Genomic DNA, 25,395 nt, shown 5'->3' on the forward strand with positions numbered 1-25,395 from the left:
TCAGGCATTGACATCCACCGGATGCACCGCGGATTCAGCGCTCGGCGAAGTCCGAGAGAGCTTGCTCGGCCACCAGATGCGCCGCCCCAGATCGTACGAGAGCGCGGGTACGAGCAGCGAGCGCACCAGCACGGCATCCAGCAGGACCCCGAAGGCCACGATGAAGGCCAGTTGCCCCAGGAACAGGATGGGGATGACGCCCAGCGCGGCGAAAGTGGCTGCCAGGACAATGCCGGCCGAGGTGATGACTCCGCCGGTGGCTCCCAGCCCGCGCAGGATTCCCGGGCGCGTGCCGATTTTCAGGGATTCTTCGCGCACGCGGGTCATGAGGAAAATGTTGTAGTCCACGCCGAGAGCCACCAGGAAGACAAAGCCATAGAGGGGCACGGAAGGATCGGCGCCGGGGAAACGGAAGATATGGTTGAACACCAGCGCAGCGACGCCGAGTGCCGTCAGATAGGACAGGGCAACACTCAGGATCAGCAGCACCGGCGCCACCACGGCGCGCAGGAGCAGCATCAGGATCGCCAGGATGACCAGCAGCACGATGGGCGTGATCTTGAGCAGGTCGGCCTGGGCGGTCATGTTGGTATCCAGTGCGACGGCGCTGACGCCGCCTACCAGCGCGGTTTCATCCACGGCGTCCAGTTCCGCACGGAGATAGGCGACAACGTTCTCCGCGCCTTCCGAATCGGCGGCCTTCTCCAGCGTGGCGTTGATCATAACGCGCCCGTCCAGCTCAAGAACTTCGCCGTCTTCGCTGAAGAAATCGGCTTCAGCCACGCCGTCATGTTCCCGCACGGCGTTGAGCACATCGTGACGCACCGAGCTCTCGGCCACGATCACGGCCGGAGAGCCCGATCCGGCGTCGAAATGGCGGGCCAGCGCCTCCTGCCCGTCCGCCGAATCCGTCTGCACCATCACGAGTTCGGACTGCGGAACGCCGTGCGCCTGCAGCTGCAGGACGCCCAGGGATCCCGCCACGAGGACCAGCAGCGAGACGAGCCAGGTGGCGCGCGGACGTTTGGCAATGAGTCTGGCTACCAGGCGCCAGGTACCACGCAGACCCTCCGCGCCAGCCGGCACCTTTCCGGTTTCCGCACGGTGTGCGTGCTGTCCGGGACGCGGAACAATGGGCCAAAAGGCAGCGCGGCCGAAGATCAGCAGCAGGGCCGGCAGCAGGGAGAGCGCGGCAAGGACGGAGAAAACAATCCCGATGGCGGCGATGGGGCCGAGGCTGCGGTTGGAATTGAGGTCCGAAAACAACAGGCACAGCAGTGCCAGGACCACCGTGGCGCCGGACGCTGCAATCGGCTCCAGCGAGCCCCGGTACGCCGTCTTCATCGCAGCCCACTTGGAGCCCCGCTCCCCCAGCGCTTCGCGGAAACGGGAAACCAACAGGAGCGCATAATCCGTCGCGGCGCCGATCACCAGGATGAACAGGATGCCTTGGCTCTGCCCGCTCAGCTGGATCCAACCCATCAGCGCGAACCAATAAATCACCAGGATGGCGGCACATAGTGCGAAGACGGAAGTCAGCAGGACCAGGAAGGGCAGCAGCAGCGCCCGGTAGACAATCAGGAGAATCACAAAGACCGCCAGCAGCGCCACTCCGAGCAGCAAGCCGTCGATCCCGGCGAAGGCCTCAACCAGATCGGCGATGAATCCTGCCGGTCCGGTGACGTAAGCGGTGGCCTCCGCAGGCAGTTCAGCCTGGAGCACTGTCCGCAGTTCCTCAACCGCATCCCCCGCGTCCCCCGCGATCGGGACGACGAACTCGATCGCTTCGAAATTTTCTGCCGGAATCGGGCCGGCAACCTGGCTCTCCGACCCCGCGGTCACGCCTGCCGCCTCGGCAAGCTTGTCAGCCAGCGGGACATAGCTCCGCAGCTCCTGAGGCTCGATCGCCTCGTCGAACTCAATAACGACGACGGCGGGCACGGCGTCGGAATCGAGGAACTTTTCCTGCCACTCGCCGGCCTCTGTGGACTCAGCGCTTTGCGGCAGGAACCCGGCCTGGTCATTGGTTGAGACGTCCGAAAGCTTGCCGAATGTAGGCCCGCCAGCGCCCGCCGCAGCGAGCCACACGAGGACGATCAACACAGGGAACAAGGTTCTAAGCCAGCGCTTCATGCGTTCCTTTGAGGGGAGAAAAAGCTCTCTCCACTATAAACTATTTCCATGATCGAGATAGTTGATTCTTCCCTATCTCGATCACCAGCGGAGCTTGCGGCCGAGCTTTGATAGAAAGGAGGGCATGGAACTCAACGACCTCCTTGAGGCACTGAACGCGGGACGGACCATCACCGGGGATTCGCCGTTCCATCAGGTGATGCACCAGACCAGCCAGGATGCCCTGCGCATCACCGGTGAACTCAACGGCAGCTACCAGGAGCCGGCACACGTACGGGAACTGTTGGCCCAGCTGACCGGCAAGCCAGTTCACGAATCTGTGACGGTTTTCCCTCCCCTCTACTCCGACTTCGGGAAGAACATCACCCTCGGCGAGCGGATCTTCATCAATTCCGGGTGTAAGTTCCAGGACCAGGGCGGTGTGGCCATCGGGGACGACTGCCTGATCGGGCACAACACGGTGTTTGCCACGCTCAACCACGACCTCGCGCCGAGCCACCGCGCAGACATGCACCCGGCCCCCATTGTCATCGGCCGCAATGTTTGGATCGGCTCCAACGCCACCATTCTGCCGGGCGTCACCATCGGTGATGATGCCGTCGTAGCGGCCGCATCCGTGGTTACGAAAGACGTACCGGCAAAGTCCATTGTTGTGGGCTCGCCTGCACGCGTGGTGCGCTCAGTTCCCGGCTGAACCGCGGGACCGGCGACACCTTGCGCAACAGAACGGGCACGTCGCTGTCTCGAGGAGGCCGATTCAGAGTAGTCTGCCCACTATGAAGGATGAGGTGTACTCCCACGGCCACCACCAGAGCGTTGTCAACGCACACGCAGTCCGCACTGCCGAGGACTGCGCAGCCTACCTGCTGCCCCATCTCAAGCCCGGCCTGAAACTGCTCGACGTCGGCTGCGGCCCGGGCAGTATCACCGCGGACCTGGCCGAGCTGGTGGCCCCGGGCGAGGTCATCGGGCTTGACCGCTCGGATGATGTGCTCACACAGGCTGCCGAGCTGGCGGCGCTGCGGGGGCTGGAGAACGTCACCTTCGTCAGCGGCAACATCTACGACCTTGATTACGACGACGACACGTTCGATGTGGTCCACGCCCATCAAGTCCTCCAGCACCTGACGGATCCGGTTGCCGCCCTGTACGAGATGCGCCGCGTCACCAAACCCGGCGGCCTCGTGGCCGTGCGGGACGCGGACTTCCACGGCATGAGCTGGTTCCCGCAGCTGCCCGAGCTGGATGACTGGATGGACACCTATCAGCAGATCGCGCGCGGCAACCACGCGGAGCCGAACGCCGGCAGGCACCTGATTTCCTGGGCCATGGCCGCCGGGTTCCGCGACATCACGCCGTCCTCGTCCAACTGGCTGTACGCTACGGACGAGCAGCGAGCCTGGCAGGGCAACGTCTGGTCGGAGCGCGTGCTGCATTCGGCCTACGCGGAACAAGCGCTCGATCGCGGCATCACCGACCAGGCAGGTTTGGACCGCATTGCGCAGGGCTGGCGCGAATGGGCGATGGCCGCGGACGGCTGGTTCCTGATTCCCAACGGCGAAATCCTGGCCCGTAAACCGTAAGGGGGCAGCCACGTGGCCGGGCAGTCCTTGCAGCACGAGCATTTCGACGTCGTGATCGTCGGCGGCGGCCACAACGGACTGGTCGCCGCAGCCTACCTGGCCAAGGCAGGCCGGTCCGTGCTGGTCCTTGAGCGCCAGGACCATCTGGGCGGCGCGGCCGTGTCCAAGGAGGTCTTCGCTGGCACCGGTGCCCTCCTCTCGCGCTATTCCTATCTGGTTAGCCTGTTTCCGCGGCAGATCATCCAGGATCTGGGTCTGGACCTGCAGCTGATCCGCCGCCGTTACTCCTCCTACACCCCCGTGCCGGATACGGACCGCGGACTACTGGTGGACAACCAGGACGGTCAGGCCACACGGGAGTCTTTTGAGTCCGTAGGGGCCGCTGTGGATTTTTCCGCTTTCGGCAACTTCTACCGCCGCACCGGGCAGTTGGCACGGACTTTGTGGCCCACGGTGACGCAACCGCTGCGCCGCCGGAGCGAGATCCGGCGGCTCGTTGCGGACAACCAGCTCTGGTCGGATGTCTTTGAACGTCCCATCGGCGAGGTTATCGAACGCACTTTTTCTTCCGACCTGGTACGCGGCACTGTACTGACCGACGCGCTGATCAGCACCTTCGCCGGCGCGCACGACGCGAACCTGCAGCAAAACAAGTGCTTCCTCTACCACGTCATCGGCGGCGGCACCGGCGACTGGGACGTTCCGCGCGGAGGTATGGGTGCGGTCTCCGGAGCCTTGGAGCAAGCGGCGCGTGCCGCCGGGGCGCAGTTCCGCACGTCGTGCGAAGTCACGTCCGTCAGTCCCGAGGCAGTGGTGAGGTACGACGGCGGCGGGCGGACCGGCGTCGTCGTCTCCGGTAACTTTGTGCTCGCCAACGTTGCGCCGGCGGTGCTGCACCGGCTGCTTGGCGAAGAGCCGGACGCTCCGGGCACCGTACCTGAAGGTGCGCAGGCCAAGGTCAACCTGCTGCTGGCCCGGCTGCCAAAGCTGCTCGCCCCGCAGCTTGCACCGGAGGCGGCGTTCGGCGGGACCTTCCACATCAATGAGCTGTATTCGCAGCTCGAGGCTGCCCGCGCGGCGGCCGCCGCAGGTAGCGTCCCCGACCCGCTGCCGGCCGAAATCTACTGCCACACGCTCTCGGATCCGTCCATCCTGCCGGAGCAGCTGCGCGCTTCCGGCGCACACACCCTGACCGTGTTCACTCTGCAGACCCCGCACCGGCTGCTTACCGCGGGGAACAGCAGAATGCGCCAGCAGTTACAGGACGCGGTCCTGGCCTCGCTCAACTCCGTCCTCGCCGAACCGATCGAGGACTGCCTGCTCCGCGACGCCGACGGCCGGCTGTGCATCGAAACCAAGACCACCATGGATCTGGAAGCCACCTTGAACATGCCCGGTGGCAACATCTTCCACGGGCCCTTATCCTGGCCTTTCGCCGAAGACGATGACCCGCTGGAAACCCCTGCCCGCCGCTGGGGCGTGGGCACTGCTCATTCCCGCATTCTGCTCTGTGGTGCCGGCGCCCGCAGGGGCGGCGGCGTCAGCGGGCTCGGCGGCCACAACGCGGCCATGGCCGTACTCGAAGAGGGCTAAGGTCCAGCTACTACCGCAGACACGTTCTTGAACTGGTGAGCGAGGAAATTCCGCTCAGCGGCCTGCATGCGTTGGAAGCAGCACAGCTCGAAAGGCCTCATCGTGACCCGTTCGACCGGATGATCGCGGCACAGGCCATCGTGGAGGGATTCACGGTCATCACCGCGGATACGGCGTTGCACGATTTCGAGCTGCTTTTAGACAGTATGGTGAAGCGGTGCCTGCGGCGCGTAATATCATCTGGTGCAGATTTCCCTGTGGCTGGCGCTGGTAGGCGCCGGCACCGTCATCAGTTTCACCCCGGGCGCGGGTGCCATCAACACCATGAGCAATGCCCTCAACGCAGGCTTCCGCCGTTCCCTGTGGGGCATCCTCGGGCAGCAGGCGGCACTGATCATCCACATCCTCATTGTGGCCCTCGGCGTTGGCCTGCTGGTGGCCAGTTCCCCAACAGCTTTCTACGTCATCAAGTATGCGGGCGCGGCCTACCTCGTCTACCTGGGCATCCGGCAGCTGCTGGCCAAACCCTCGGCCAGCCAGGAACTCATCCAGGCCCAACGAAACGAGCCCGCATGGTCGATGTTCCGGCGCGGCCTGTGGGTCAATCTGCTCAATCCGAAGGCCATCGTGTTCTTTCTGGCCTTCATGCCCGGCTTCATCCGTCCCGAGCAGCCGCTGGCCCCGCAGTACGTTGTCCTGGCCGGCACCATTGTCATCATCGACATCCTGGTCATGTGGTTCTTCTTTGCCGCAGCGGCGCGCTCCTTCCACCGGTTCACCAGAACCGAACGCGGCCAGCGGATGCTCGGTTACGTTTTTGGTGTCCTGTTCATCGGTGTCGGCCTGCTGCTGGCGTTCTTCTAGTTAGACTCTTGGCTATGTACCGGATAATTACTGTCTGCACAGGCAATATCTGCCGCTCCCCTATGGCCCAGTACATCCTGACCAAGGCCTTCGAAGATGCCGGCCTGTCCGACGAGGTGTCCGTCGACTCGGCAGGCACTACCGGGTGGGAGACCGGCCGTCCCATCGATGAACGCGCCGCCGCCCGTCTCAAACAAGCCGACCTGCTCACCGCCGACCATCGTGCCCGGCAATTCGAGCCTGCCTGGTACGCAGACCGGGATCTGATCCTGGCCCTGGACGTGGACCACTATGAACAGCTGCGTGGCGACGCTCCGGACGATGGCGCCCGGAACAAGGTCCGCATGCTCCGCTCCTTTGATCCCAAAGTCGCGGACCACGGTCCCGCCGAACAGGGAATCTACGACCCGTGGTTCGGCGACGAAGCCGACTTCGATGTCAGCTGGAACCTGATCAGTGCAGCGGTGCCGGGCATTGTGGAACATGTCAGGGCGCAGCTTGCCACCCACTGACAAACCGGTCATCATCGCCGTGGACGGACGCTCCGGGGCGGGGAAGACCACTTTGGCGGTGGAACTGGCCGCCCTCCTGCGGGAGCACCACACCGTTTCGCTGTTCCATCTGGAAGACATCTATCCGGGCTGGCACGGCCTGGCCGACGGGCAGCAGCGCTACCTGGAAACGGTGCTGCAGCCGCTTGCCCGCGGCGAGCGCGCAACCTGGACGGCATGGGACTGGGAGCAGAACGACGACGGCGAGCGCCGCTCCACGGAACCTGCCGAGATCGTGGTGGTGGAAGGAGTTGGTGCCGCCCACGCCACCGCTCGCGAATTCACCGATGTCGTTATCTGGATCCAGGCCGAAGCGGTGGACCGCCGGGTCCGGGCTATTGCCCGCGACGGTGCCGGCTACGAGCCGTTCTGGGATGTGTGGGCGGCGCAGGAAGAAGCCTGGCTCGACGGCGACGACGTTCCCCGCGCCGCGGACCTGCTGGTCCACGGGCAAACCGGTGCCACGGTGGCCGCCGGTGTGCTGAAGGCCCTGGCCTCGCTCCCGCAACTGGACGCGCTGCTCTCGGTGGAGCGTTCCCATGGTGTTGCCCCGCAACTGCTGACCGAGCGGATTGATGCCCTGCCCGACGGGGCCGCGCTCTTCCGCGCCCTCTATGCCGCTTCGGACCGCGCGGTCTGGCTGGACAGCTCCAATGCCGGGGCCACTGCAGTGCCGGACCGCAACGAATACAGCATCATGGCCGACGACGCCGGGACCTTCGGCCGCTCTGCCGAACATCGCTCGGGCATCACTTCGGTTGCCGACGGGGCTGTCACCACCCGCATCCGCTCGCCCTTCTTCCGCTGGCTGGATGGAGTGTGGGGCACTCCCGCTGTTACCGGCCCGGTGGAGGTTCCCGGCGGATTCGCCTTGGGCTGGCTGGGGTACATGGGCTATGAGCTCAAGCGCGAGTGCGGTGGCAGCGACGTAGCGGCCGCCACTCCCGATGCGGCCTTGATCTTTGCCGGCCGCGGCATCGTGCTTGACCACGCCCGCCGGTGCACCTATCTTCTGGCCTTGGCCAGCGACGCATCCAGAGACGAAGTCCGTGAGTGGTTGGTCCGGACCCGGACCGCCATCGAATCGGTGGCGGAGGCTGGCCCCGAAGCCGCTGGCTCTGTTCAGGCGGCATCCGGTGGCCCGGCCTTCAAAGTGCGGGACAACAAGGACCAGTACCTGCTCAAGGTCCGCCAGGCGCAGGCGGAAATCCACGACGGCAACTCCTACGAAATCTGCCTGACCACGGAGCTGTCCGCCACCGCTGCCGCAGGGACGGATCCGCTGGAAACATACCTGTCCCTGCGCCGTCGTAATCCCGCGCCGTTCGCCAACTACCTGCGCTTCGGCAGTTTGACCGTCGCAAGTACCTCGCCGGAGAGGTTCATGAGTTTGGCCGCCGATGGTGCCCTGCGCGCCGAACCGATCAAGGGTACCCGGCGTCGAGTCGCGGATCCGGCGGCGGACGCGGCTCTGAAGGCCGAGCTGGCAACCAGCATCAAGGACCGTGCCGAAAACATCATGATCGTGGACCTGCTGCGCAATGACCTAAGCCATTTTGCTGTGCCCGGTTCGCTGCGGGTCAGCCGCTTATGCGCGATCGAAAGCTACGCCACGGTGCATCAGATGGTTTCAACGATTGATGCGAGCCTGCGTCCGGACGCGTCCCGTGCAGAGGCCATTGCTGCGGCCTTCCCCGCTGGTTCAATGACCGGAGCCCCGAAAATCAGCACGATGGACATCCTGGACCGGTTGGAGTCCGGCGCACGCGGCGTCTATTCGGGGGCGGTGGGTTACTTCTCGCTCAACGGTGCCGCTGACCTGTCCGTGGTGATCCGGACCCTGGTCCGGCAGGGAGACCAGCTGACGCTGGGCGTCGGCGGTGCCATCACTGCCGATTCCGATCCGGAAGCCGAATGGGACGAGGTCCGGGCCAAGGCCTTCGGCGTGCTCTCGGCACTCGGCAGCATTTTTCCCGACTAAAGCCGGCACACCGCTCCGCCGCTCCAGTCGTCCGTTCCCTGCTGCAGGTAAAAACCTGCTGCAGGGCTGTTTTTTGGACAGGGGTGCGTGGTAGACCGGAAATCGAAAGATTTGGACGGACGTCCAAAAGATTCGAGGTCACTGCTATGACAACCCACCATGCCAAAACGGCCAAGGGCACCCGGACCCGGGACCGGATGCTGGAGTCCGCCGTCGTTTTGATCCCGCAGCTGGGCTGGTCCGCGGTCACGGCCCGGACTCTCGCCGGGCACGCCGGCGTGCGGCCGGGCATTATCCACTACCATTTCGATTCCCTGGAAGCCCTGCTCGCCGAAGCGGCCGTGGGCGCCGTTCGTGAGGCGCTTGAATATCCGAGCCGCCAACTGGAGTCCGGCATCGGTCTTGACGAAGGGCTGTGCATGTTCCTCGCCGCGCTGGACGAGTTCGCGCCGGACGAACCCGTCAATCTGCTGTTCGTCGAAACATTCCTGGCGGCAGCGCGCGGCGGGGTGCTGCGGGGCGAACTGGCGCACGTGCTCCTGGATTTCCGCACCCGCACGGCCCGCTGGCTGGAGCGAGTGGGTTTCGACGGCGATGCCGACGCAACGGCCGCCGTTCTGGCCGCTGCGGTCGATGGGCTGATGCTGCACCGGGCGCTTGACCCCGGGCTCACTGCCGGCGTCGCGTTCCCGGTACTGCGCAGGACCTTGGGCCCCACTGCCGCAAAAGAAGGAACTACACGATGAAAGCCATTATCTGCGGTGCCGGTATCACCGGTTTGTCCGCCGCCAATTTCCTCAGCGCCAAAGGCTGGGATGTCACCCTCGTGGAACGGTCGGCCGGGCCGCGGCCAGAAGGCTACATGATCGATTTCTTCGGCTCCGGCTGGCAGGCGGCAACCCACATGGGCGTTATCGGCAGAACCCGTGAACTGGGATACGACGTCAACCGGATCGACTACGTGGACGCCCGCGGCCGAAGCACGGCCCATCTGGGCTATGAGAGCTTTACCAAGGTGGTCGGCGACCGGCTGCGCAGCATACTGCGCCCCGAGCTGGAACAGGCCATCCGCGAAGTGCTGCCGGACTCGGTGGAACTGCTCTATTCCACCACGATCAGCTCGATCCATGACCCGTCCGCCGCAGCGGCCGTGTCCGGCGGGAAGGTGGACGTGGAACTCTCGGACGGCCGGCGACTCACCGCCGACCTGCTGATCGGGGCCGATGGGATCCACTCGGACATCCGCGGCATGGTCTTCGGGCCCGAGTCCGACTACTTCAAATTCCTGGGGTTCCACGTCGGCGCATATTCCTTCCGCGACAACCGGGTAAAGGACATTCTGGCCAACCGGTACGTCAGTACGGACACCTGCAGCCAGGCCATGTTCTTCTACCGGCTGCGGGACGGCAGTATTTCGGCGCTGGGCGTCCACCGCACCGACAAGCAGCAGCGCCCGTGCGATATCCAGCAGGAAGTCCGCGAGCGCTACCGGTTCCTGGGCTGGCTGTGTCCGCTGGCGTTGGAGCATTGTCCCGAATCCTTCTACTACGACCAGGTGGCGCAGATCCGGATGCCCCGCTGGCACCGCGGCAGGGTAGTCCTGCTGGGAGATGCCGCCGCGGCAGTCTCGCTGCTGGCCGGCCAGGGCGCGTCGCTGGGCATGGCCGGCGCCTACGTGCTCGCCGACGAACTGGCCAAACATGATCAGGTGCCGGATGCCCTCGCCGCCTTCGAGGCACGGTGGCGCCCGCACGTCGCCGAGCAGCAGAAGGCCGGGGTGTCCGCCGCCAAGTGGTTCGTTCCAGCAGACCGCCGCGCCCTGCTGATGCGGCGGCTCTCGATGCGGCTGATCAAGGTACCGGGCGTCAGCAGGCTGGTCAGCGGCGCCGTCGTCGGTAAAATCGGGGCCGCGATCTGAGCATCCCGCCGGGCTCCGGTGGTGCCGGACCTACTGAAGGGTCGCCGTCAGACGGGCCACGTTGTCGACGTAGCGCTCCCACCGGGTGCGCTGGCCCCACTCGTCCAGGGTGATCTCCCGGGAAACCTCGCGGTAGCTTTGCTGGATTTCGCGCATCTTGCCGACGATGTCGCCGCCGAGATGCATGACCGACACTTCCAGGTTCAACGAGAAGGAGCGCATGTCCATATTGCTGGAACCCAGGACGCCGACCTCGTCGTCCACGGTGAAGTGCTTCGCGTGCAGCACCAGCGGCTTCGGATACAGGTAGATGCGCACACCGGCTTCCAGCAGAGCCTGGTAATAGGAACGCTGGGCATGGTGGACCAGGAACTGATCCCCCTGTTCCGAGACGAAAAGTTCGACGTCGACACCGCGCTGCGCCGCCGTCGTAATCGCATAGAGCAGCGAATCATCCGGCACGAAGTACGGGCTGCAGATGGACAGCCGCTCCACTGCCGCGTAGATCAAGGTGTTGAACAAGCGCAGGTTGTTCTCCGTGGCGAAGCCCGGGCCGCTGGGAACCACCTGGCACGTCGTGGGGCCCGGCTCGCGGACCGGTGCCGGCGTGAACAGCTCGCTGCCGAGGGTGTCGTCCGTTTCGCTGGACCAGTCGGTAGCGAACACCACGTTGAGCGCGGTGACGATGGGACCTTCATAGCGGGCCATCAGCTCCACCCACTGCCGGCCGGTGCGCTCGCTGGAGGCGCGGTGGTAGCCAGGCTCGATCAGGTTCTGCGACCCGGTGAAGGCCACCCGTCCGTCCACTACGAGGATTTTGCGGTGGTTGCGCAGATCGATACGGCGCCATTGGCCCCGCACGGGCAGCAGCGGGAGCATGCGTTGCCACTCGATCCCGCTGCCCTGCAGCCAGCGTCGGAACTTCCGGTAGCCCTTGATCCGCATGGTGCCGAGATGGTCGAAGAGCAGTCGGACCCGGACACCGCGGGCCGCGGCCTCCTGCAGGGCCACGAAGAGCTCGTCGGTGACCTCGTCCTTGGCCATGATGTAGAACTGGATGTTGACGAATTCCTCCGCCTTGCGGACGGCGGCGGACATCGCGGCGATGGACCCCTCGTAGTCCGGATAGAGCTCCACGTGGTTGCTGTCCACCATCGGGAAAGAGCCGAGCGAGCGGTTCAGTTCGGCGGCCGAATGGACCCAGGCGGGTGCTTCGCGTTCGCTGCGCGGTTCTTCCATGTCCTGCGTAGCAGCCCAGACTTTCCGGTTGATCTCGGTCTGTTTGGCGATCCTGCGGTCCGAAAGCCGGAAACTGCCGAACATGAAGAACAGGGCCAGGCCGACCAGCGGAATGAAGAAGATGGCCAGCAGCCAAGCCATGGCGGTGGTGGGGCGGCGGTTGCCCGGCACAATGCCCAGCGCAGCGATCCGGATTCCCATGTCCAGTATCGAAGCCACCACGACAACCCAGTCCGGGAACGTGCCCAGACCCGCAAGCGACCACAACACGGCAGCGAACTCCTCCCTTTCCCGCCGGTCCACGGCGCTGTCCTTGTACAGCCTAATGTGCCCGCGCGGCAATCTATGCTGATCCCATGACAGTTTTGGTGTTTCTCGACCCTGCCCTGGAGAACGGGCGCATCGCCGACGCCACAAAGCCGCAGCTGATGGCGACCGATCTGGGCGCCACCCGCGGCGACGGCATTTTCGAATCCCTCCTGGCGGTGGACGGTATTCCCCGCAAGGTGCAGGCGCACCTGGACCGGCTCGCGTCCTCGGCCCGCATCATGGACCTGGACATCCCGCCGGCCGATGCCTGGGAGCGGGCCATCGCCACCGCCGTCGCCGAACATGCTCCCGTCGAAGAACTGGTGCTCAAACTGCTGGTCACGCGCGGCGAGGAGGGCGCGGGCCGCCCCACCGCGTGGGTGCAGGCCTCACTTCCCGGCTCCACCGGCAGGGACCAGCGGCAGGAGGGCCTCGACGTGCTGCTGCTGGACCGCGGCTACGACAGCAACATCGCCGAGCGCGCACCGTGGCTGCTGCTGGGCGCCAAGACCCTCTCCTACGCCGTGAACATGGCCGCCCTGCGCTACGCCAAGGCCAACGGCGCGGACGATGTCATCTTCACCTCCACCGACGGCCTGGTGCTGGAGGGCCCCACCTCTACCGTGCTGATGGCGACCGTGCGCGACGGCGTCCGGAAGCTCACCACGCCGCTGCTCGAAAACGGCATCCTGCCCGGCACCTCCCAGGGCGCCCTGTTCAACGCGGCCGCGGATGCCGGCTGGCAGTTGGGCTATGGGCCGCTGGAACCGCACCATCTGCTGGCGGCCGACGCGGTGTGGCTGGTCTCCAGCATCCGGCTGCTGGCACCGGTCAAGTCCATCGACGGCCAGGCCATCCCGGTGTCGCACGAGATGACGGAGGAACTGACGGCGCTGCTGGCCAAGGGCAGCCGGGACTAGGCCAAACGTTTCCGCGGCGGCGAGGGCTGCGGCCTTCCGTCGTCGTAAACCTACGTAACGGTTACCAATGATGACGACGGCGGCGCCCCGGCTTGGGTGCCGGGGACGGCGCCGTGCTACTTTCTTGAGCAGAGTAACGAGGTCCAGCGTCAAGCCCTGACTGTGCTGGCCGGCAACCCTCTTCACGGCGGGGTGCCTCAGGTGACTACTCGGCAGTGTTCATTTGGTTCATTTGCAAGCGTGATCAGGAGTACCCCATGCCCCCGTTGGAACAACCCGTCCAGTCCCCCGTTGACAATGCGGCGGGCAGCCCCCTGCCCTACCGGTTGCTGACCGGGCCGGACGACAGGTCCTTCTGCGCCCGGGTCAGCGCGGCGTTGGCGGAGGGCTACGAACTCTACGGCAACCCCTCGATTGCCTTCGACGGCGAACGCGTCATCGCCGCCCAGGCCGTGGTGCTGAAGGGACAGAGCGCATGAGCTACGCCGGAGACCTCACCGTGGAAGAAGCCGTGGAGAAGCTGCGCGGCGGTGCCGTCCTCGTGGACGTCCGCACCGAGACCGAATGGCAGCAGGTGGGCGTGCCCGTGACGAACGACGACGGCGCTCCCGCGCGCTTCATCGAGTGGAACCGGATTGACGGCAGCCGCAATGCCGGGTTCCTCAACGAACTGCAATCGCTGCGCGGCAAGGAGCTGCTCCTGATCTGCCGTTCGGGGCGGCGCTCCATCGATGCCGCTATCAGCGCCACCGCCGCCGGGCATACCGCGTACAACGTGCTGGGCGGCTTCGAGGCCGCCGGCGGCTGGCAGCAGAGCGATCTGCCTTGGAAGCGGGGCTAGCCGGTGGCGCCCCCGCAGTCTGCCGGCCCGGGGCCGGACCTGGCGGAACTGCTCGCCGGCTGGGACCCGCAGACGCGGGCAGTCCGCGGCGGTCTTGACCGCACGGGCTTCCAGGAAACCTCAGAGGCCTTGTTCCTGACGTCCGGCTACGTTTTCGATTCCGCCGAGGCAGCCGAAGCCTCTTTCAACGGCGAGGTGGATCGCTTCGTCTATTCCCGCTACGGCAACCCCACGGTCGCCGCCTTCCAGGAACGGCTCCGGCTGCTCGAGGGAGCCGAGGCCTGCTTCGCCACGGCCAGCGGCATGAGCGCCGTCTTCACCGCCCTGGGCGCCCTGCTCGCCGCCGGCGACCGGGTGGTGGCCGCGCGGAGCCTGTTCGGTTCCTGCTTCGTCATTCTCAACGAGATCCTGCCGCGCTGGGGCGTGGAGACGGTCTTCGTGGACGGGCATGACCTCGCCCAGTGGGAGCAGGCCCTCGCCACCCCTGCCGCTGCGGTCTTCTTCGAGTCGCCGTCCAACCCGCTGCAGGAGCTGGTGGACATCCGTGCGGTGGTGGACCTGGCGCACGCCGCCGGGGCGCAGGTGGTGGTGGACAATGTATTCGCCACCCCGCTGCTGCAGCAGGCAACGGAACTCGGTGCCGACGTCGTTGTTTATTCGGGTACCAAACACATGGACGGGCAGGGCCGCGTTCTTGGCGGCGCCGTGCTGGGCCGCGCGGATTTCATTAACGGCCCGGTCAAGCAGCTGATGCGCCACACCGGTCCCGCGCTGAGCCCGTTCAACGCCTGGACGCTGCTCAAGGGGCTGGAGACGATGTCCCTGCGCGTAAACTATTCCACCGCATCCGCCCTGGAGATCGCCCGCTGGCTGCAGACACAGCCGGCGGTGCGGCGCGTGGTCTACCCGTTCCTCGAATCGCATCCGCAGTACGAACTGGCGCGCCGCCAGATGAGCGGCGGCGGAACCGTGGTCACGTTTGAACTTGAGCCGGGTGCTGCGAACGGTTCGGATGCCAAGGCAGCCGCGTTCCGGCTGCTGAACTCGCTGACCACCGTGGATATCTCGAACAACCTCGGTGACGCCAAGTCCCTGATCACCCATCCGGCCACCACCACGCACCGCGCGATGGGACCGGACGGACGGGCCGCGATCGGGCTCGGCGACGGTTTTGTCCGGCTGTCCGTGGGGCTGGAAGCCACCGAGGACCTGCTCAAGGACCTGGACCGGGCACTGGCTGGCCCGTAGATCCAGGGAGTCGACGAAGGCCCGCACCTTGTTGCGCCCAGCCGCAATCGAGGAGACAGCTGCGGCCCTTCCCAGAGCTGAAAAGGGCCGCAGCTGACCAGTGGATCGCGGAGGAGCCCGGGTTAGCCGAAGATGAAGTTCCAGGTCCCGGCGGAGACGGCGGCGGTAACAGCCGCCGCCGAGACCAGGGCACCGCCCAGGAAGACCCAAATATCCACCCTGCTGAACGTCGATTCCCGCGCCCAGGTGCGCTGTGCCCCGCCGAAACCGCGGGCCTCCATCGCCACCGCCAGGCGGGTGGCGCGCCGGATCGCCTGGACAATGAGACCGAAGGCCTGGCCGAGGAACGCCGCGAATTTGGCCAGCGGTTTGTTCTCGGCGCCGACTCCGCGGGCACGGCGGGCCAGTCCCAGGGTCCGCCATTCCTCGACCAGCAGGCCCACCAGCCGGAGGCCGGCCAGGGCCCCGAGCACAAACCGGTACGGCAGCTTCAGCTTCTGCGCCAGCGCATCGGCCAGATCCGTGGGGTCGGTGGTCAGCAGCAGGAAGATTCCGGGCAGTGCCACCGCCAGGGACCGCAGCCCGATGGCGACGCCGGAGTTGATGGAATCCTCGGTGAACAGCAGCGGGCCCGCTTCGAAGACCACCGCACCGGTTTTCTCCGCCAGCAGCGCCGTTCCGTAGGCGCCGACCGCGGCCGCCACCACCAGCGGCCAGCCGCGCCTGAACAACGCCCAGGCGCTGATGCCCAGCACGGGCAGCAGCAGCAGTTCCGCAGCCAGCACCACGCCGGCGCTCACCCAGTCCACGCTGAGCATCACCACCACGGTGACCATGGCAACGGCGGCAAGCTTCGAGAGCGGATTGGCGCGGGTGAAGGGCGAGGCAGTCAGCCGCGGGGTCATGATGTCCAGGCTCATGCCGCCCTCCCGCTCGCGGCCCGCGCCTGCAGCTGCGCCGTTCCCTCGGCCACGCGCAGGACGTTGCCGCCGAGCGCAGCGGTGAAGTCGCCGTCGTGGGTCACGGACACCACGGCGTGGCCTTCGGCGATCAGGCCGCCGAGCAGCGAGACCAGCTCGGCCCAGGTGTTCGCGTCCTGCCCGAACGTCGGTTCGTCCAGCACCAGGATGTCAGGGCTGGTGGCCAGCATGGTCGCCACGGACAGCCTGCGCTTCTCCCCGCCGGAAAGGGTAAAGGGATTGGCCTGCAGGAGTTTGGTCAGCCGCAGCCGCTCCGCAATGGCATCAACGCGGCGTCGCACCTCGTCCTCCGGAAGCCGGGCGACCCGCCGGGGACCGAATTCGAGTTCGTCGATCACCCGGTGGGTCAGGAACTGGTGTTCGGGTTCCTGGAAGACGGTGCCGATCCGGGTGACCAGCTCGGCGGATTTCCACTTGTGCACGGTGCCGGCCGCGCCCCGCTGGAGCTCCGGCGCGGCCTCAAGCCTGCCGCCCGCGGGGGTCAGCAGCCCGGCCAGGGTCAGCGCCAAGGTCGACTTACCGGCGCCGTTGGGGCCGGTAATACTCAACGCCTCGCCCGCCGCCAGTTCCAGCGAGACCTTATTGACTACCGGCCCGGCCCGCCGGGTCCGGGCAATGGACAGCTCCGCCGCCCGGAGCAGGCCCGTACCCTGCGTGTTGTGGCCGCCGCCGCTGCCGTGGCCACCGCCGGTGGCCCCGGGCGTGTGCAGTTGAGGAGTGTAACCGGGAACCCAGACACCGGCTTCGATCAGGCGTTCCCTGGTACTTGCGGCATTGAGCACCTCCGTCGGCGGACCGTCGGCGAGAACTCCGCCGCCGGCAGCCAGTACGATGACCCGGTCCACCACGTCCGCCCAGACGGCCACGCGGTGTTCCACCACAATCAGGGTGGCGCCGGTGCGCTCAAGCACTCCGACCACCGCGTCCCGGACCTCCAGCACCCCGTCCGGATCCAGGTTTGCCGTGGGCTCGTCCAGCAACAGGACACCGGGCCGCATGGCCAGGACCGATGCCAGCGCAAGCCGCTGTTTCTGCCCGCCGGAGAGCGCCGTAGTGGCATGGCCCAGCGGGACCTCGAGGCCCACATCGGCGAGGCTTTCGCGCACGCGCGCCCAGATTTCGTCCCGAGGCAGGGCCATGTTCTCTGCGCCGAAGGCGACTTCGTCCCCCACGCGCGCCATGACCACCTGGGACTCCGGGTCCTGGAGCACTAGTCCCGTCCGGCCGCGGGACTGGACGGGGTGCCTGCCGTCGACGGTCAGGCGGCCCGCTTCGTCGCCTTCGCCGTCGTCGCCCAGTACCCCTGCAATGGCATGCAGCAGCGTGGATTTGCCGGCACCGGAGGCACCGAGCAGCAGCACGCGCTCCCCCGGTTCGATCCCGAAGCTCACGTCGCTGACCGCCGGATCCTTGCGGCCGGCATGGCGCCAGCCGTATCCCTCTGCGGTGACAGCGGCCGGGCGGCCGCGCTCCGCCGTCGTACTTTGAGTGTTTACCATGGCCTATACGTCAGCCGTCCGGCCGGCGGCAAAGGATGAGAGCGCGCCCGTCTTGGCCAGTCCCCTCATCGCCAGCCAGGGCAGCAGTCCGGCGATGACCACGCCGGAAATGGCGGCGAACAGCGTGTACCAGAGCTTCCAGTCGGTTGCCCATTCCACGTTCCACATAAAGTTCTCACCGATGGCCAGCGCCAGGCCGGCGCCCAGCCCGGCCAGCAGCGACACGCCGAGGTTGAACTTTTTGTAGAGGAAGAGCAGGAAGACCAGTTCCGCCCCCACGCCCTGGATCAGGCCGGACAGAAGCACCGTGAGGCCGAACTGCGTGCCCAGCAGGCTCGACACCGCGGCCGCGAGGACCTCGCAGTAGATCGCCGCGCCGGGCTTGCGGATGAGCAGCCCGCCCAGGACCCCGGCCGTGAGCCAGCCGCCGGCGTAGAGCCCGCCGGCCGGCGGGAAGGCCGCGGTCAGCACCGCAATGCCGGAATAGCCGGCGGACCAGGCCCAGAAGATGACCCCGATGGCCACGCCGATCACGGACGCGACCACAATATCGACAACGCGCCAGGTGTAACGGGGTTTGCGCGCAGATGCGTGCGCGGAAGGTGTAACGGTGTTCATGGAAAATCCTCCTGGGGTTCAGGAGGGGAGGGCAACCCGGCCTTTCCGGGCACACCCTGAGATCTCGACTCCCTTCGCCGGTACTAACCGGAGCAGGTTCGAGGGTCTGCGGCTGTCCGCACTCTCAGCGTCCCGACCCGGTACGGCTGCTTGCCGTGGTTACCGTGACGGACGCTCCCCTGTCGTCATGTGTGCTTTTTCAAGCGTCTTCCAGTGTACTACTGACGACGGCGGGTGGCAGCCGACCCGGAAAACGCTAGGCTGGGTGGCAGATGACGTTCTCCAACGAAGGGCAGTGGCAAATGAGTACGGTTTTGAAACTTCTGGGTACGTTGGTGAGCATTGCGGCTGGCCTGGCCGGCGCCAAGCTCATCGACATCCTGTGGAAGGCCGTTACCGGGGAGGACTCCCCTAAGCATGACGACGACATGGAAAACAGCCTGCGCGCCACCCTCGCTTTTGCCGCGATTTCCGGTACGGTCAGCGCCATCATCCGCGTGCTGTCCCAGCGCGGAACCATGCAGGCAGTCAACCGCTTCAACCGGACCCGGGACATGGTCTAGCCCCTGGGCAAGTTTCAGGATTCGCGGCGGCGTTTGGCGGAAGCCTTCGCCGCCGCTTCCTTTGGCTCCTTGCTACGCAGCGCGCCCTTCAGCTTTCCTACAGGCTTTTCCTCAATGTTCCCGCCGACGTCCAGTTCTGCCGCCAACTCGGGATCGGCAGCCAGGGCCGCCTCTTCCGCGGCATCCGCCTTCCGGCGTTCGGCTTCTTCCGCCGCGGCTTTCTGGACCACGGCATCCAGGTCGTCCACGCTCAGTGTTTCCCGGTGCAGGTGCTTGGTGCGGTAGCCGGCACGGCCTACCATATGCGCCGAGACCGGAACCGTCAGCAGCTGGAACAGCCAGGCGATAATCAGCACCGGTACCGCTGCCCAGCTGCGGAGCTGGAGGGCCAGACCGATCAGCAGCAGCAGCAGCCCGAAAACCTGGGGCTTGGTGCCTGCGTGCATCCGCGAGAGCAGGTCCGGAAACCGGAGCAGCCCGATAGCGGCGGCCAGGGACATCAGCGCCCCGAGGACCAGGCAGAGTCCGGCAACAATTTCCAGCACAAGATCAGTGTTCATGGGTCCGCCTATCGATGACGAAGCGGGCTACCGTGACCGAACCGATGAAGCCAATCAGGGAAATGATGATCACCAAGGTCAGATTGGCCTGATGCTTCCGGACGGCCATGTCCGCTATCAAGCCCGCGCAGACGATGGCCAGCAAAACGTCGATAGCGATCACACGGTCCAGGATCGAGGGACCTTTGACAATCCGGGAGATCGCGACGGCGGCGGAGAAGGCCAGGACGACAGTGACGATCACCAGCACAACTTCCATGAATGGACTGTTCAACTGGTTCCTCCGTTCCGTCGGTTTGCTGCCTCCGCTTTGACCATCGCGACTTCCTCTTTACTGCCGATGGCCCGGATCAGCCCGGCCTCGATCCTGCGGACCTGTTCGCGGAACCGGTCCGCCTTGTCCGGGTCCGGAATGTCCAGCACGTGCAGGTACAGCGTCGACGTGGACCGGTCCACGTCCACCACGAGGCTCCCGGGAATCAGCGAAATTGTATGGCCGGTGGCGGTGACCAGCAGGTCCGAATGGCTGCGCAGTTGGACGGCCACCACCCCGTTCATCGTGCGCGGGCCACGGGTGAGAGCAATCCAGAAGACCTCGAAGCTGGCCTTGGCCACGTTCACCAGGAACGATGCCACGAACAGGGCCGCCGCCCACAGATTCAGCCGTCCGGCCAGTTCTACCGGCGGCAGGTAGAAGATATTGACGACGGCGAGGGCGATGAGCAGTCCGAAAATCAGGTTGCCGGCGCTGAAGTCCTGCCAGAGGGCTCCCCAGAGGATGACCAGCCAGACCAGCAGCGGTATTTCGACGAGCAGCGGAATCCGGGAACGCGTCATTGCTCAACCCCCTGCGCCGCGCCGGGGCCAAGAACGGCCTCGATGTAGGGGGTGCGCTCAAGCATGGCCCGGGCGCCCTGGTCGCTCAGCTGGAACAGCGGGCCGGCGAAGACGGTCAGTGCCACCCCGAGTGCCACCAGGCCCATGGTGGCCCCGACCATGCTCTTGGGCAGCAGGTGGATGGTCCCCCTGCCGGAGAACCGGCCGGTGGGCTTGTCCGTCACGTACTTGGAAGTGCGCAGCGTGGAACCGTCCGGCTTGCTGGCCAGCAGCACGGGGTCCGGGTGCTCGGCGTCCTCCGGAGTCCGCCAGAAGGCCCTGTTCCAGACGCGGGCCATGGCCATCAGGGTCAGCAGGGAGGTGACGACGCTGCCGATGACCAGCGTGTACGACACCGGGGTGGCCAGATCGACGCCGCCCTGCAGCAGGCCGAGCTTGCCCAGGAATCCGGAGAAGGGCGGGATGCCCGCCAGGTTCATGGCTGGCACAAAGTACAGGATCGCCAGCAGCGGCGAGAGTTTCGCCATCCCGCCCAGCCGGTCCATGTTGGAGGTGCCGCCGCGGCGTTCGATCAGACCCGCCACCAGGAACAGGCTGGTCTGGACGGTAATGTGGTGGGCCACGTAGTACATCGTCGATCCCAGACCCACCACGGAACTCATCGCCAGGCCGAAAACCATGTAGCCGATGTGGCTGACCAGCGTGAATGAGAGCATACGTTTGATGTCGATCTGGGCCAGTGCACCGAGGATGCCGACCACCATGGTCAGCAGCGCAACGATCATCAGGAAGGTGTTGATGCGGTCCCCCGGGAAGAGCAGCGTCTCGGTGCGGATCAGGGCGTAGACACCCACCTTGGTCAGCAGGCCGGCGAACACTGCGGTGACCGGGGCGGGCGCCGTGGGATAGGAGTCGGGCAGCCAGAATGACAGCGGGAACACTGCGGCCTTGATGCCGAACGCGACCACTAGCATCAGGTGCAGAATCATTTGCGTGGAATCATCCAGTTCGCCCAGCTTCACGGCCAGGTCGGCCATGTTGATGGTGCCGGTCGCCGCGTAGATCATCGCAATGGATAGCAGGAACAGCATCGAGGAAATAACGCTGACCACCACATACGTCACGCCGGCCCGGACCCGTGGCCCTGTCCCGCCCATGGTCATCAGGACATAACTGGCCGTCAGCAGAATCTCGAAACCTACGTAGAGGTTGAACAGGTCCCCGGTGAGGAAAGCGTTGGACACCCCCGCCACAAGGATCAGATAGGTGGGATGGAAAATCGAGATGGGACCGTCCTCGTCCCCATCTGCCATGCCCTGGCCGGACGCGTAGACCAGCACCGCCAGGCTCACGGCCGAGGAGATCACGAGCATCAGTGATGAAAGCTCGTCCACCACCAGGGAAATCCCGAACGGAGGAACCCAGCCGCCAAGGAACACGGCCTGTACGCCTTGGGTCCAGGCCGACCACAGCATGAGCAGTTCGACGGACAGGGTCAGGGCGAGCGTGCCGATGGCCACGGTCCGCTGCGCAACCGGCCGGCGGATCAGGATGAACGCAAAAGCAGCGCCCAGGAAGGGAAGGACAACGGCCAGCGGGGCCAGGCTAGCGGCGTTCATTCTTGTCCCCGAACTCTGGTCTTCGGTGCTGCCGGCCGTTCATCGGCGTCCTCCGGCGTGACGAATTCGGTCGTCTCTACCGGGATAGCGGTATCGTCTTCGGCGTCGAAGCTGGGCTGGTTGGCCACGCGACGGTCTTCAATATCGTCCTGCACTTCGTCCTGCCGGCCCAGCACCCAGGACCGGTAGATGATGCCCAGCATGAACGCGGTCACCGCGAAGGAAATCACGATGGAGGTCAGGATCAGGGCCTGCGGCAGCGGGTCGTTGTATTCCCCGGCAGGAATATTGGCGTCGTACAGCGGCGCGAGACCAGCGGCGCCGCCGGTGGTCAGCAGCAGGATGTTGGCCCCGTTGGCCAGCATCATCAGGCCGAGCATGACCCGGGTCAGGCTTCGCTCGAGAATCAGATAGACGCCCACCGCCACGAGAACTCCCATGACTACGAGCAGCGTGATGTTCACCGTCATCGTGCTACTCCTTCCTCGATGGCGTCCGGCGCCGGCTGCGGCACGCCCTCATCCGGTTTTGGTGCCTTCTCCTGGCTGCGCTCATCTACTTCCGCACCGAAACTGCGCAGAACATCGAGCACCAGGCCCACCACCACGAGATAAACGCCGATGTCGAAGAACGTTGACGTGACGAATTTGTGGTCACCGAATACCGGGAGACTGAAATGGATGATGGCGCTTTGGAAAACCTCTCCGCCGAAGAACAGCGGTGCCATGGCTGTCAAGGAAGCGATCCCCAGCCCGGCGCCGAGCAGGAAGCCGGCGCTGACAGGCGTGGCCTCGGCCAGTTCCACGCGTCCGCCCGCCAAGTACCTGACCGCCAAGGCGATGCCCGCCAGCAGCCCGCCGGCGAAGCCCCCGCCGGGCAGATTGTGTCCCGCCAGCAGCAGATAGATGGAGAAGATCACCAACGAATGGAACAGCAGTCTGGTGATGACCTCGAAGATAATGGAGCGCCGCTCAGGGGCGAGAGTCCGTCCGGCAACCAGCCAGGCATCTCTGGCCGAGGTGGCGAATCGCCGGGCAGTGACCAGCGCGGCGGCATCCCGGCCGGTGTGCTCGGGCAGTTCTGTCAGACGGTCCACGGATCCCGTGGCGACGGTTGACGCGCGCATACGCTTGTCTCCGCGGCTGCGGACAAAGATCAGGCTGGCCACACCCGTTGCAGCGACTGCCAGCACGGAGATCTCACCGTAAGTGTCCCACGCGCGGATATCCACCAAGGTGACGTTGACAACGTTGGCTCCGCCGCCGCCGTCGTACGCTAACTGCGGGTATTCCAGCGAGACCGGCAGCTGGGTGCGCGCAGCCATGGACGTCATGGCAATGACCACCATGGCCAGGCCGAACGCCGCCCCGATCGCAGCCCGCAGCCATTTGAAACTGCTGGGGGTGCGCAGCCAGAGGCGCGCCGGCAGGGAGCGCAGGGCAAGCACAATCGCGACCAGCACAATGGTCTCCACGAGCATCTGGGTCAACGCCAGGTCCGGCGCGCCCTGCAGCGCAAAGATCAGCGCGATGCCATAACCGGCGACAGAGACCATCAGCACGGCCATGAACCTCTTGTTGGCCCTGATGGCGAGAATGGCCGCCACGATGATGCCTAGACCCGCGATCAGCTGCGCGGGAGAGTCGAAAGCGATCCAGCTGTCAGGCCATGGCGTGTCCATCAGGAACACGGCGCTCAGCGGTGTGATCACCGAAACGCTCAGGATGACCACGAGGTAGAAAATCAGCGAACCGCGCTGGGTGCGGCCGGTGACCCAGACGGCCACCTCATCGAGCACGCCGATGATCCCGCGGTAGGCGCGTTCACCGGTCAGCCCACCGGAGAAACGGTCCTGGAACGCGGTGACCCGGTTCCTGAACAGGAACAACAGCGCGCCGACTGCCAGCGTCAGTACCGTCAGTCCGAGCGCCGGGGTCACGCCGTGCCACAGAGCCAGGTGCCCGTCGGGCTCGCCGTCCGAGGGGAACAGTGAAAGATAGGGGGCGATAATCGAATCCAGCGGGGCAGGCCAGAGACCGAACACCACGGTGGCCGCCGTCAGCAGCATCGGGGATGCGATAAAAGCTCCCGGAATGCGCTTGAACGGCGTCTTCTTCACATTGGGCTTGTAGGCGAACCCACCCCAGACAAACCGTGCGCTGTAGGCAAAGGTCAGCATGGAACCGACGACAACGCCGGCCAGCAGGACGGGACCGGTCCAGCCGCCTTCGGAAGCGTGGTGGACGAACGTTTCGTAAACCGATTCCTTGGCCACGAAGCCCAGCAGCGGCGGTACCCCTGCCATCGAGGCCGCACCGATCAACGAGACGGTAAAAAGGACCGGCGCCGCGCGGTAAATGCCCGAAAGCTGGCGGATGTCGCGGGTACCGGACTGATGGTCAATGATGCCGACGACCAGGAAGAGCGTCGCCTTGAAGAAGCCATGGGCCAGCAGCAGTCCCAGTCCTGCCAGCGCACCGTCACGGCTGCCCAGCCCCACCACCATGGTGAGGAAGCCCAACTGGCTGACCGTCCCGTAGGCCAGGATGAGCTTCAGGTCGAACTGCTTCAGCGCCAACCAGCCGCCGACCAGCATGGTCGCCAGGCCCAGGACCATCACGGTCCCCTCCCAGTACCGGGTATCCGAGAAGCCCGGCGCGAAGCGTGCCACCAGGTAAATGCCGGCCTTGACCATGGCTGCGGCATGGAGATAGGCACTGACCGGTGTGGGTGCGGCCATGGCGGCAGGCAGCCAGAAGTGGAACGGCACCAGGGCCGACTTGCTGATAGCGCCCACCAGGATCAGCAGGATGGCGACGTCGATCAACATGCCGTGCTGGATCAGTTCCGGGGCTATAGCCATGATTTCCGAAATGCGGTAAGTGCCCGCCGTCTGCCCCACCACAATCAGGCCGACGAGCATGGTCAGGCCGCCGAAGGTCGTCACAATCAGGGCCTGCAGGGCGGAACGCCGCGCCGCCAACCGGTGCCGCGCGTACCCGATCAACAGGTAGGACAGAACGGTGGTCAGTTCCCAGAAGACGTAGAGCATGAGCAGGTCATCGGTGATGACCAGGCCGAACATGGCGCCGGCGAAGGCAAGCAGCTGCGCACCGAACGGACCGATGTTGGGATCATCGGCCTTGAAGTAGCGTGCGCAGTAGAAGAGGACTAGGGCCCCGACACCGAGAATGAGGATTGCCAGCACGGCGGACAGGGTGTCCATCCGGAAGGCCAGCTCGAGCCTTAGCTCGGGAATCCACGGGATGATTACCGACGGCGGCGCATTGGGCCCGCCGGAGAGTACAGTTTGGTCCGAGCCCGTGTACTGGTCGAAAGTGGCCAGCAGCCAGATGAAGCAACCGGCCGGCACGGCGGCCAGAATGTAGAAGGTTGAACGACCGAGTTTCCTGAAGATCCAAGGCGCGATGAAGGCCACCACGAAGAGCAGGGTGAGCACAACAAGCACTATATTCTCCGGGGCTTCCTTCTGGGATTGGCGGTATAAAGGCGCAAAAGCCTGATTCCATTCTACCCAT

At 65.6% G+C, this 25,395-nt stretch carries 23 protein-coding genes, 2 pseudogenes and 2 riboswitches; of the genes and pseudogenes, 14 read left to right on the forward strand and 11 right to left on the reverse strand.

Features of this window, described 5'->3' with window-relative positions; all coding sequences use genetic code 11:
- On the reverse strand, nt 1–2,133 hold the full coding sequence (locus AC3A4M_RS16880) for an MMPL family transporter (protein WP_498737123.1): 2,133 nt from the start codon (nt 2,131–2,133) through the stop codon (nt 1–3).
- 124 nt (nt 2,134–2,257) lie between these two features.
- On the opposite strand from AC3A4M_RS16880, the gene AC3A4M_RS16885 reads away from it, so the two are divergent.
- From AC3A4M_RS16885 to AC3A4M_RS16925, 9 genes and pseudogenes are all read left to right on the forward strand, one after another.
- Nucleotides 2,258–2,827 carry a DapH/DapD/GlmU-related protein gene (locus AC3A4M_RS16885; RefSeq protein ID WP_498737124.1) on the forward strand — a complete coding sequence of 190 codons (570 nt, stop codon included), beginning with the start codon at nt 2,258–2,260 and terminating at the stop codon, nt 2,825–2,827.
- An 82-nt stretch (nt 2,828–2,909) separates the two neighbouring features.
- Complete coding sequence (locus AC3A4M_RS16890; RefSeq protein ID WP_498737125.1) at nt 2,910–3,716, forward strand: class I SAM-dependent methyltransferase; 807 nt, start codon at nt 2,910–2,912, stop codon at nt 3,714–3,716.
- Nucleotides 3,717–3,728: 12 nt separating this feature from the next.
- The gene (locus AC3A4M_RS16895; protein ID WP_498737127.1) at nt 3,729–5,309 is read left to right on the forward strand and encodes a phytoene desaturase family protein; all 1,581 of its coding nucleotides are present in this window, start codon (nt 3,729–3,731) and stop codon (nt 5,307–5,309) included.
- Nucleotides 5,225–5,482: pseudogene (locus AC3A4M_RS16900) on the forward strand (PIN domain-containing protein); the annotation flags it as partial. The gene AC3A4M_RS16895 and the pseudogene AC3A4M_RS16900, both read left to right, overlap by 85 nt.
- A gap of 70 nt (nt 5,483–5,552) precedes the next feature.
- Nucleotides 5,553–6,173 (forward strand): LysE family transporter, encoded by a 621-nt coding sequence (locus AC3A4M_RS16905; protein WP_498737128.1) that lies wholly within the window; start codon nt 5,553–5,555, stop codon nt 6,171–6,173.
- A gap of 14 nt (nt 6,174–6,187) precedes the next feature.
- Nucleotides 6,188–6,685: a low molecular weight protein-tyrosine-phosphatase gene (locus tag AC3A4M_RS16910; protein WP_498737130.1), complete on the forward strand. Its 498-nt coding sequence runs from the start codon at nt 6,188–6,190 to the stop codon at nt 6,683–6,685.
- The gene (gene pabB / locus AC3A4M_RS16915) at nt 6,657–8,705 is read left to right on the forward strand and encodes an aminodeoxychorismate synthase component I (RefSeq protein ID WP_498737132.1); all 2,049 of its coding nucleotides are present in this window, start codon (nt 6,657–6,659) and stop codon (nt 8,703–8,705) included. Before AC3A4M_RS16910 ends, pabB begins: the two co-directional genes overlap by 29 nt.
- A gap of 146 nt (nt 8,706–8,851) precedes the next feature.
- Complete coding sequence (locus tag AC3A4M_RS16920) at nt 8,852–9,451, forward strand: TetR/AcrR family transcriptional regulator (RefSeq protein ID WP_498737133.1); 600 nt, start codon at nt 8,852–8,854, stop codon at nt 9,449–9,451.
- The gene (locus AC3A4M_RS16925; RefSeq protein ID WP_498737135.1) at nt 9,448–10,623 is read left to right on the forward strand and encodes an FAD-dependent oxidoreductase; all 1,176 of its coding nucleotides are present in this window, start codon (nt 9,448–9,450) and stop codon (nt 10,621–10,623) included. The genes AC3A4M_RS16920 and AC3A4M_RS16925 overlap by 4 nt, the downstream gene beginning before the upstream one ends.
- Before the next feature lie 30 nt (nt 10,624–10,653).
- Here the strand turns inward: AC3A4M_RS16925 and cls are convergent, their stop codons facing one another.
- Nucleotides 10,654–12,063 carry a cardiolipin synthase gene (gene cls, locus AC3A4M_RS16930; RefSeq protein ID WP_498737368.1) on the reverse strand — a complete coding sequence of 470 codons (1,410 nt, stop codon included), beginning with the start codon at nt 12,061–12,063 and terminating at the stop codon, nt 10,654–10,656.
- A 155-nt stretch (nt 12,064–12,218) separates the two neighbouring features.
- Here cls and AC3A4M_RS16935 point away from each other — a divergent pair, with 155 nt between their 5' ends.
- The 4 genes from AC3A4M_RS16935 (at nt 12,219) to AC3A4M_RS16950 (ending at nt 15,180) form a co-directional block, all read left to right on the forward strand.
- Nucleotides 12,219–13,091, forward strand: a complete 873-nt coding sequence (locus AC3A4M_RS16935) for an aminodeoxychorismate lyase (protein ID WP_498737137.1) — start codon at nt 12,219–12,221, stop codon at nt 13,089–13,091.
- A gap of 132 nt (nt 13,092–13,223) precedes the next feature.
- A riboswitch (SAM riboswitch) is annotated at nt 13,224–13,338 on the forward strand.
- A gap of 10 nt (nt 13,339–13,348) precedes the next feature.
- Nucleotides 13,349–13,570 (forward strand): DUF1737 domain-containing protein, encoded by a 222-nt coding sequence (locus tag AC3A4M_RS16940; RefSeq protein ID WP_498737138.1) that lies wholly within the window; start codon nt 13,349–13,351, stop codon nt 13,568–13,570.
- Entirely contained in the window at nt 13,567–13,932 is a 366-nt protein-coding gene (locus AC3A4M_RS16945; protein WP_498737139.1) for a rhodanese-like domain-containing protein, read from the forward strand. Before AC3A4M_RS16940 ends, AC3A4M_RS16945 begins: the two co-directional genes overlap by 4 nt.
- Before the next feature lie 3 nt (nt 13,933–13,935).
- Nucleotides 13,936–15,180, forward strand: coding sequence for an O-succinylhomoserine sulfhydrylase (locus AC3A4M_RS16950; protein WP_498737140.1), 1,245 nt, complete (start codon nt 13,936–13,938; stop codon nt 15,178–15,180).
- Nucleotides 15,181–15,302: 122 nt separating this feature from the next.
- Here the strand turns inward: AC3A4M_RS16950 and AC3A4M_RS16955 are convergent, their stop codons facing one another.
- The 3 genes from AC3A4M_RS16955 to AC3A4M_RS16965 are packed head-to-tail and all read right to left on the reverse strand — an operon-like array spanning nt 15,303 to nt 18,277.
- Nucleotides 15,303–16,100 carry an energy-coupling factor transporter transmembrane component T family protein gene (locus AC3A4M_RS16955; protein WP_498737142.1) on the reverse strand — a complete coding sequence of 266 codons (798 nt, stop codon included), beginning with the start codon at nt 16,098–16,100 and terminating at the stop codon, nt 15,303–15,305.
- On the reverse strand, nt 16,097–17,659 hold the full coding sequence (locus AC3A4M_RS16960) for an ABC transporter ATP-binding protein (protein ID WP_498737144.1): 1,563 nt from the start codon (nt 17,657–17,659) through the stop codon (nt 16,097–16,099). The genes AC3A4M_RS16955 and AC3A4M_RS16960 overlap by 4 nt, the downstream gene beginning before the upstream one ends.
- Before the next feature lie 3 nt (nt 17,660–17,662).
- The gene (locus tag AC3A4M_RS16965; RefSeq protein ID WP_498737146.1) at nt 17,663–18,277 is read right to left on the reverse strand and encodes an ECF transporter S component; all 615 of its coding nucleotides are present in this window, start codon (nt 18,275–18,277) and stop codon (nt 17,663–17,665) included.
- 52 nt (nt 18,278–18,329) lie between these two features.
- Nucleotides 18,330–18,468: riboswitch (TPP riboswitch) on the reverse strand.
- Nucleotides 18,469–18,579: 111 nt separating this feature from the next.
- Between AC3A4M_RS16965 and AC3A4M_RS16970 the strand changes: the two genes are divergently transcribed.
- The gene (locus AC3A4M_RS16970; RefSeq protein ID WP_139004505.1) at nt 18,580–18,840 is read left to right on the forward strand and encodes a DUF4235 domain-containing protein; all 261 of its coding nucleotides are present in this window, start codon (nt 18,580–18,582) and stop codon (nt 18,838–18,840) included.
- A gap of 182 nt (nt 18,841–19,022) precedes the next feature.
- On the opposite strand, the pseudogene mnhG reads toward AC3A4M_RS16970, so the two are convergent.
- From mnhG to AC3A4M_RS17000, 6 genes and pseudogenes are all read right to left on the reverse strand, one after another.
- Nucleotides 19,023–19,400 (reverse strand): annotated as a pseudogene (mnhG, locus tag AC3A4M_RS16975) (monovalent cation/H(+) antiporter subunit G); the annotation flags it as partial.
- Nucleotides 19,390–19,659 (reverse strand): MrpF/PhaF family protein, encoded by a 270-nt coding sequence (locus tag AC3A4M_RS16980; RefSeq protein ID WP_074703262.1) that lies wholly within the window; start codon nt 19,657–19,659, stop codon nt 19,390–19,392. The pseudogene mnhG and the gene AC3A4M_RS16980, both read right to left, overlap by 11 nt.
- Before the next feature lie 11 nt (nt 19,660–19,670).
- On the reverse strand, nt 19,671–20,237 hold the full coding sequence (locus AC3A4M_RS16985) for a Na+/H+ antiporter subunit E (RefSeq protein ID WP_498737147.1): 567 nt from the start codon (nt 20,235–20,237) through the stop codon (nt 19,671–19,673).
- Nucleotides 20,234–21,856, reverse strand: coding sequence for a Na+/H+ antiporter subunit D (locus AC3A4M_RS16990; protein WP_498732141.1), 1,623 nt, complete (start codon nt 21,854–21,856; stop codon nt 20,234–20,236). Before AC3A4M_RS16990 ends, AC3A4M_RS16985 begins: the two co-directional genes overlap by 4 nt.
- On the reverse strand, nt 21,853–22,326 hold the full coding sequence (locus AC3A4M_RS16995) for a Na(+)/H(+) antiporter subunit C (RefSeq protein ID WP_498737150.1): 474 nt from the start codon (nt 22,324–22,326) through the stop codon (nt 21,853–21,855). The genes AC3A4M_RS16990 and AC3A4M_RS16995 overlap by 4 nt, the downstream gene beginning before the upstream one ends.
- Nucleotides 22,323–25,325, reverse strand: coding sequence for a Na+/H+ antiporter subunit A (locus AC3A4M_RS17000; RefSeq protein ID WP_498737152.1), 3,003 nt, complete (start codon nt 25,323–25,325; stop codon nt 22,323–22,325). The genes AC3A4M_RS16995 and AC3A4M_RS17000 overlap by 4 nt, the downstream gene beginning before the upstream one ends.
- Nucleotides 25,326–25,395 lie beyond the last annotated feature (70 nt).

The organism is Arthrobacter sp. Soil_C_60, from assembly GCF_057656375.1.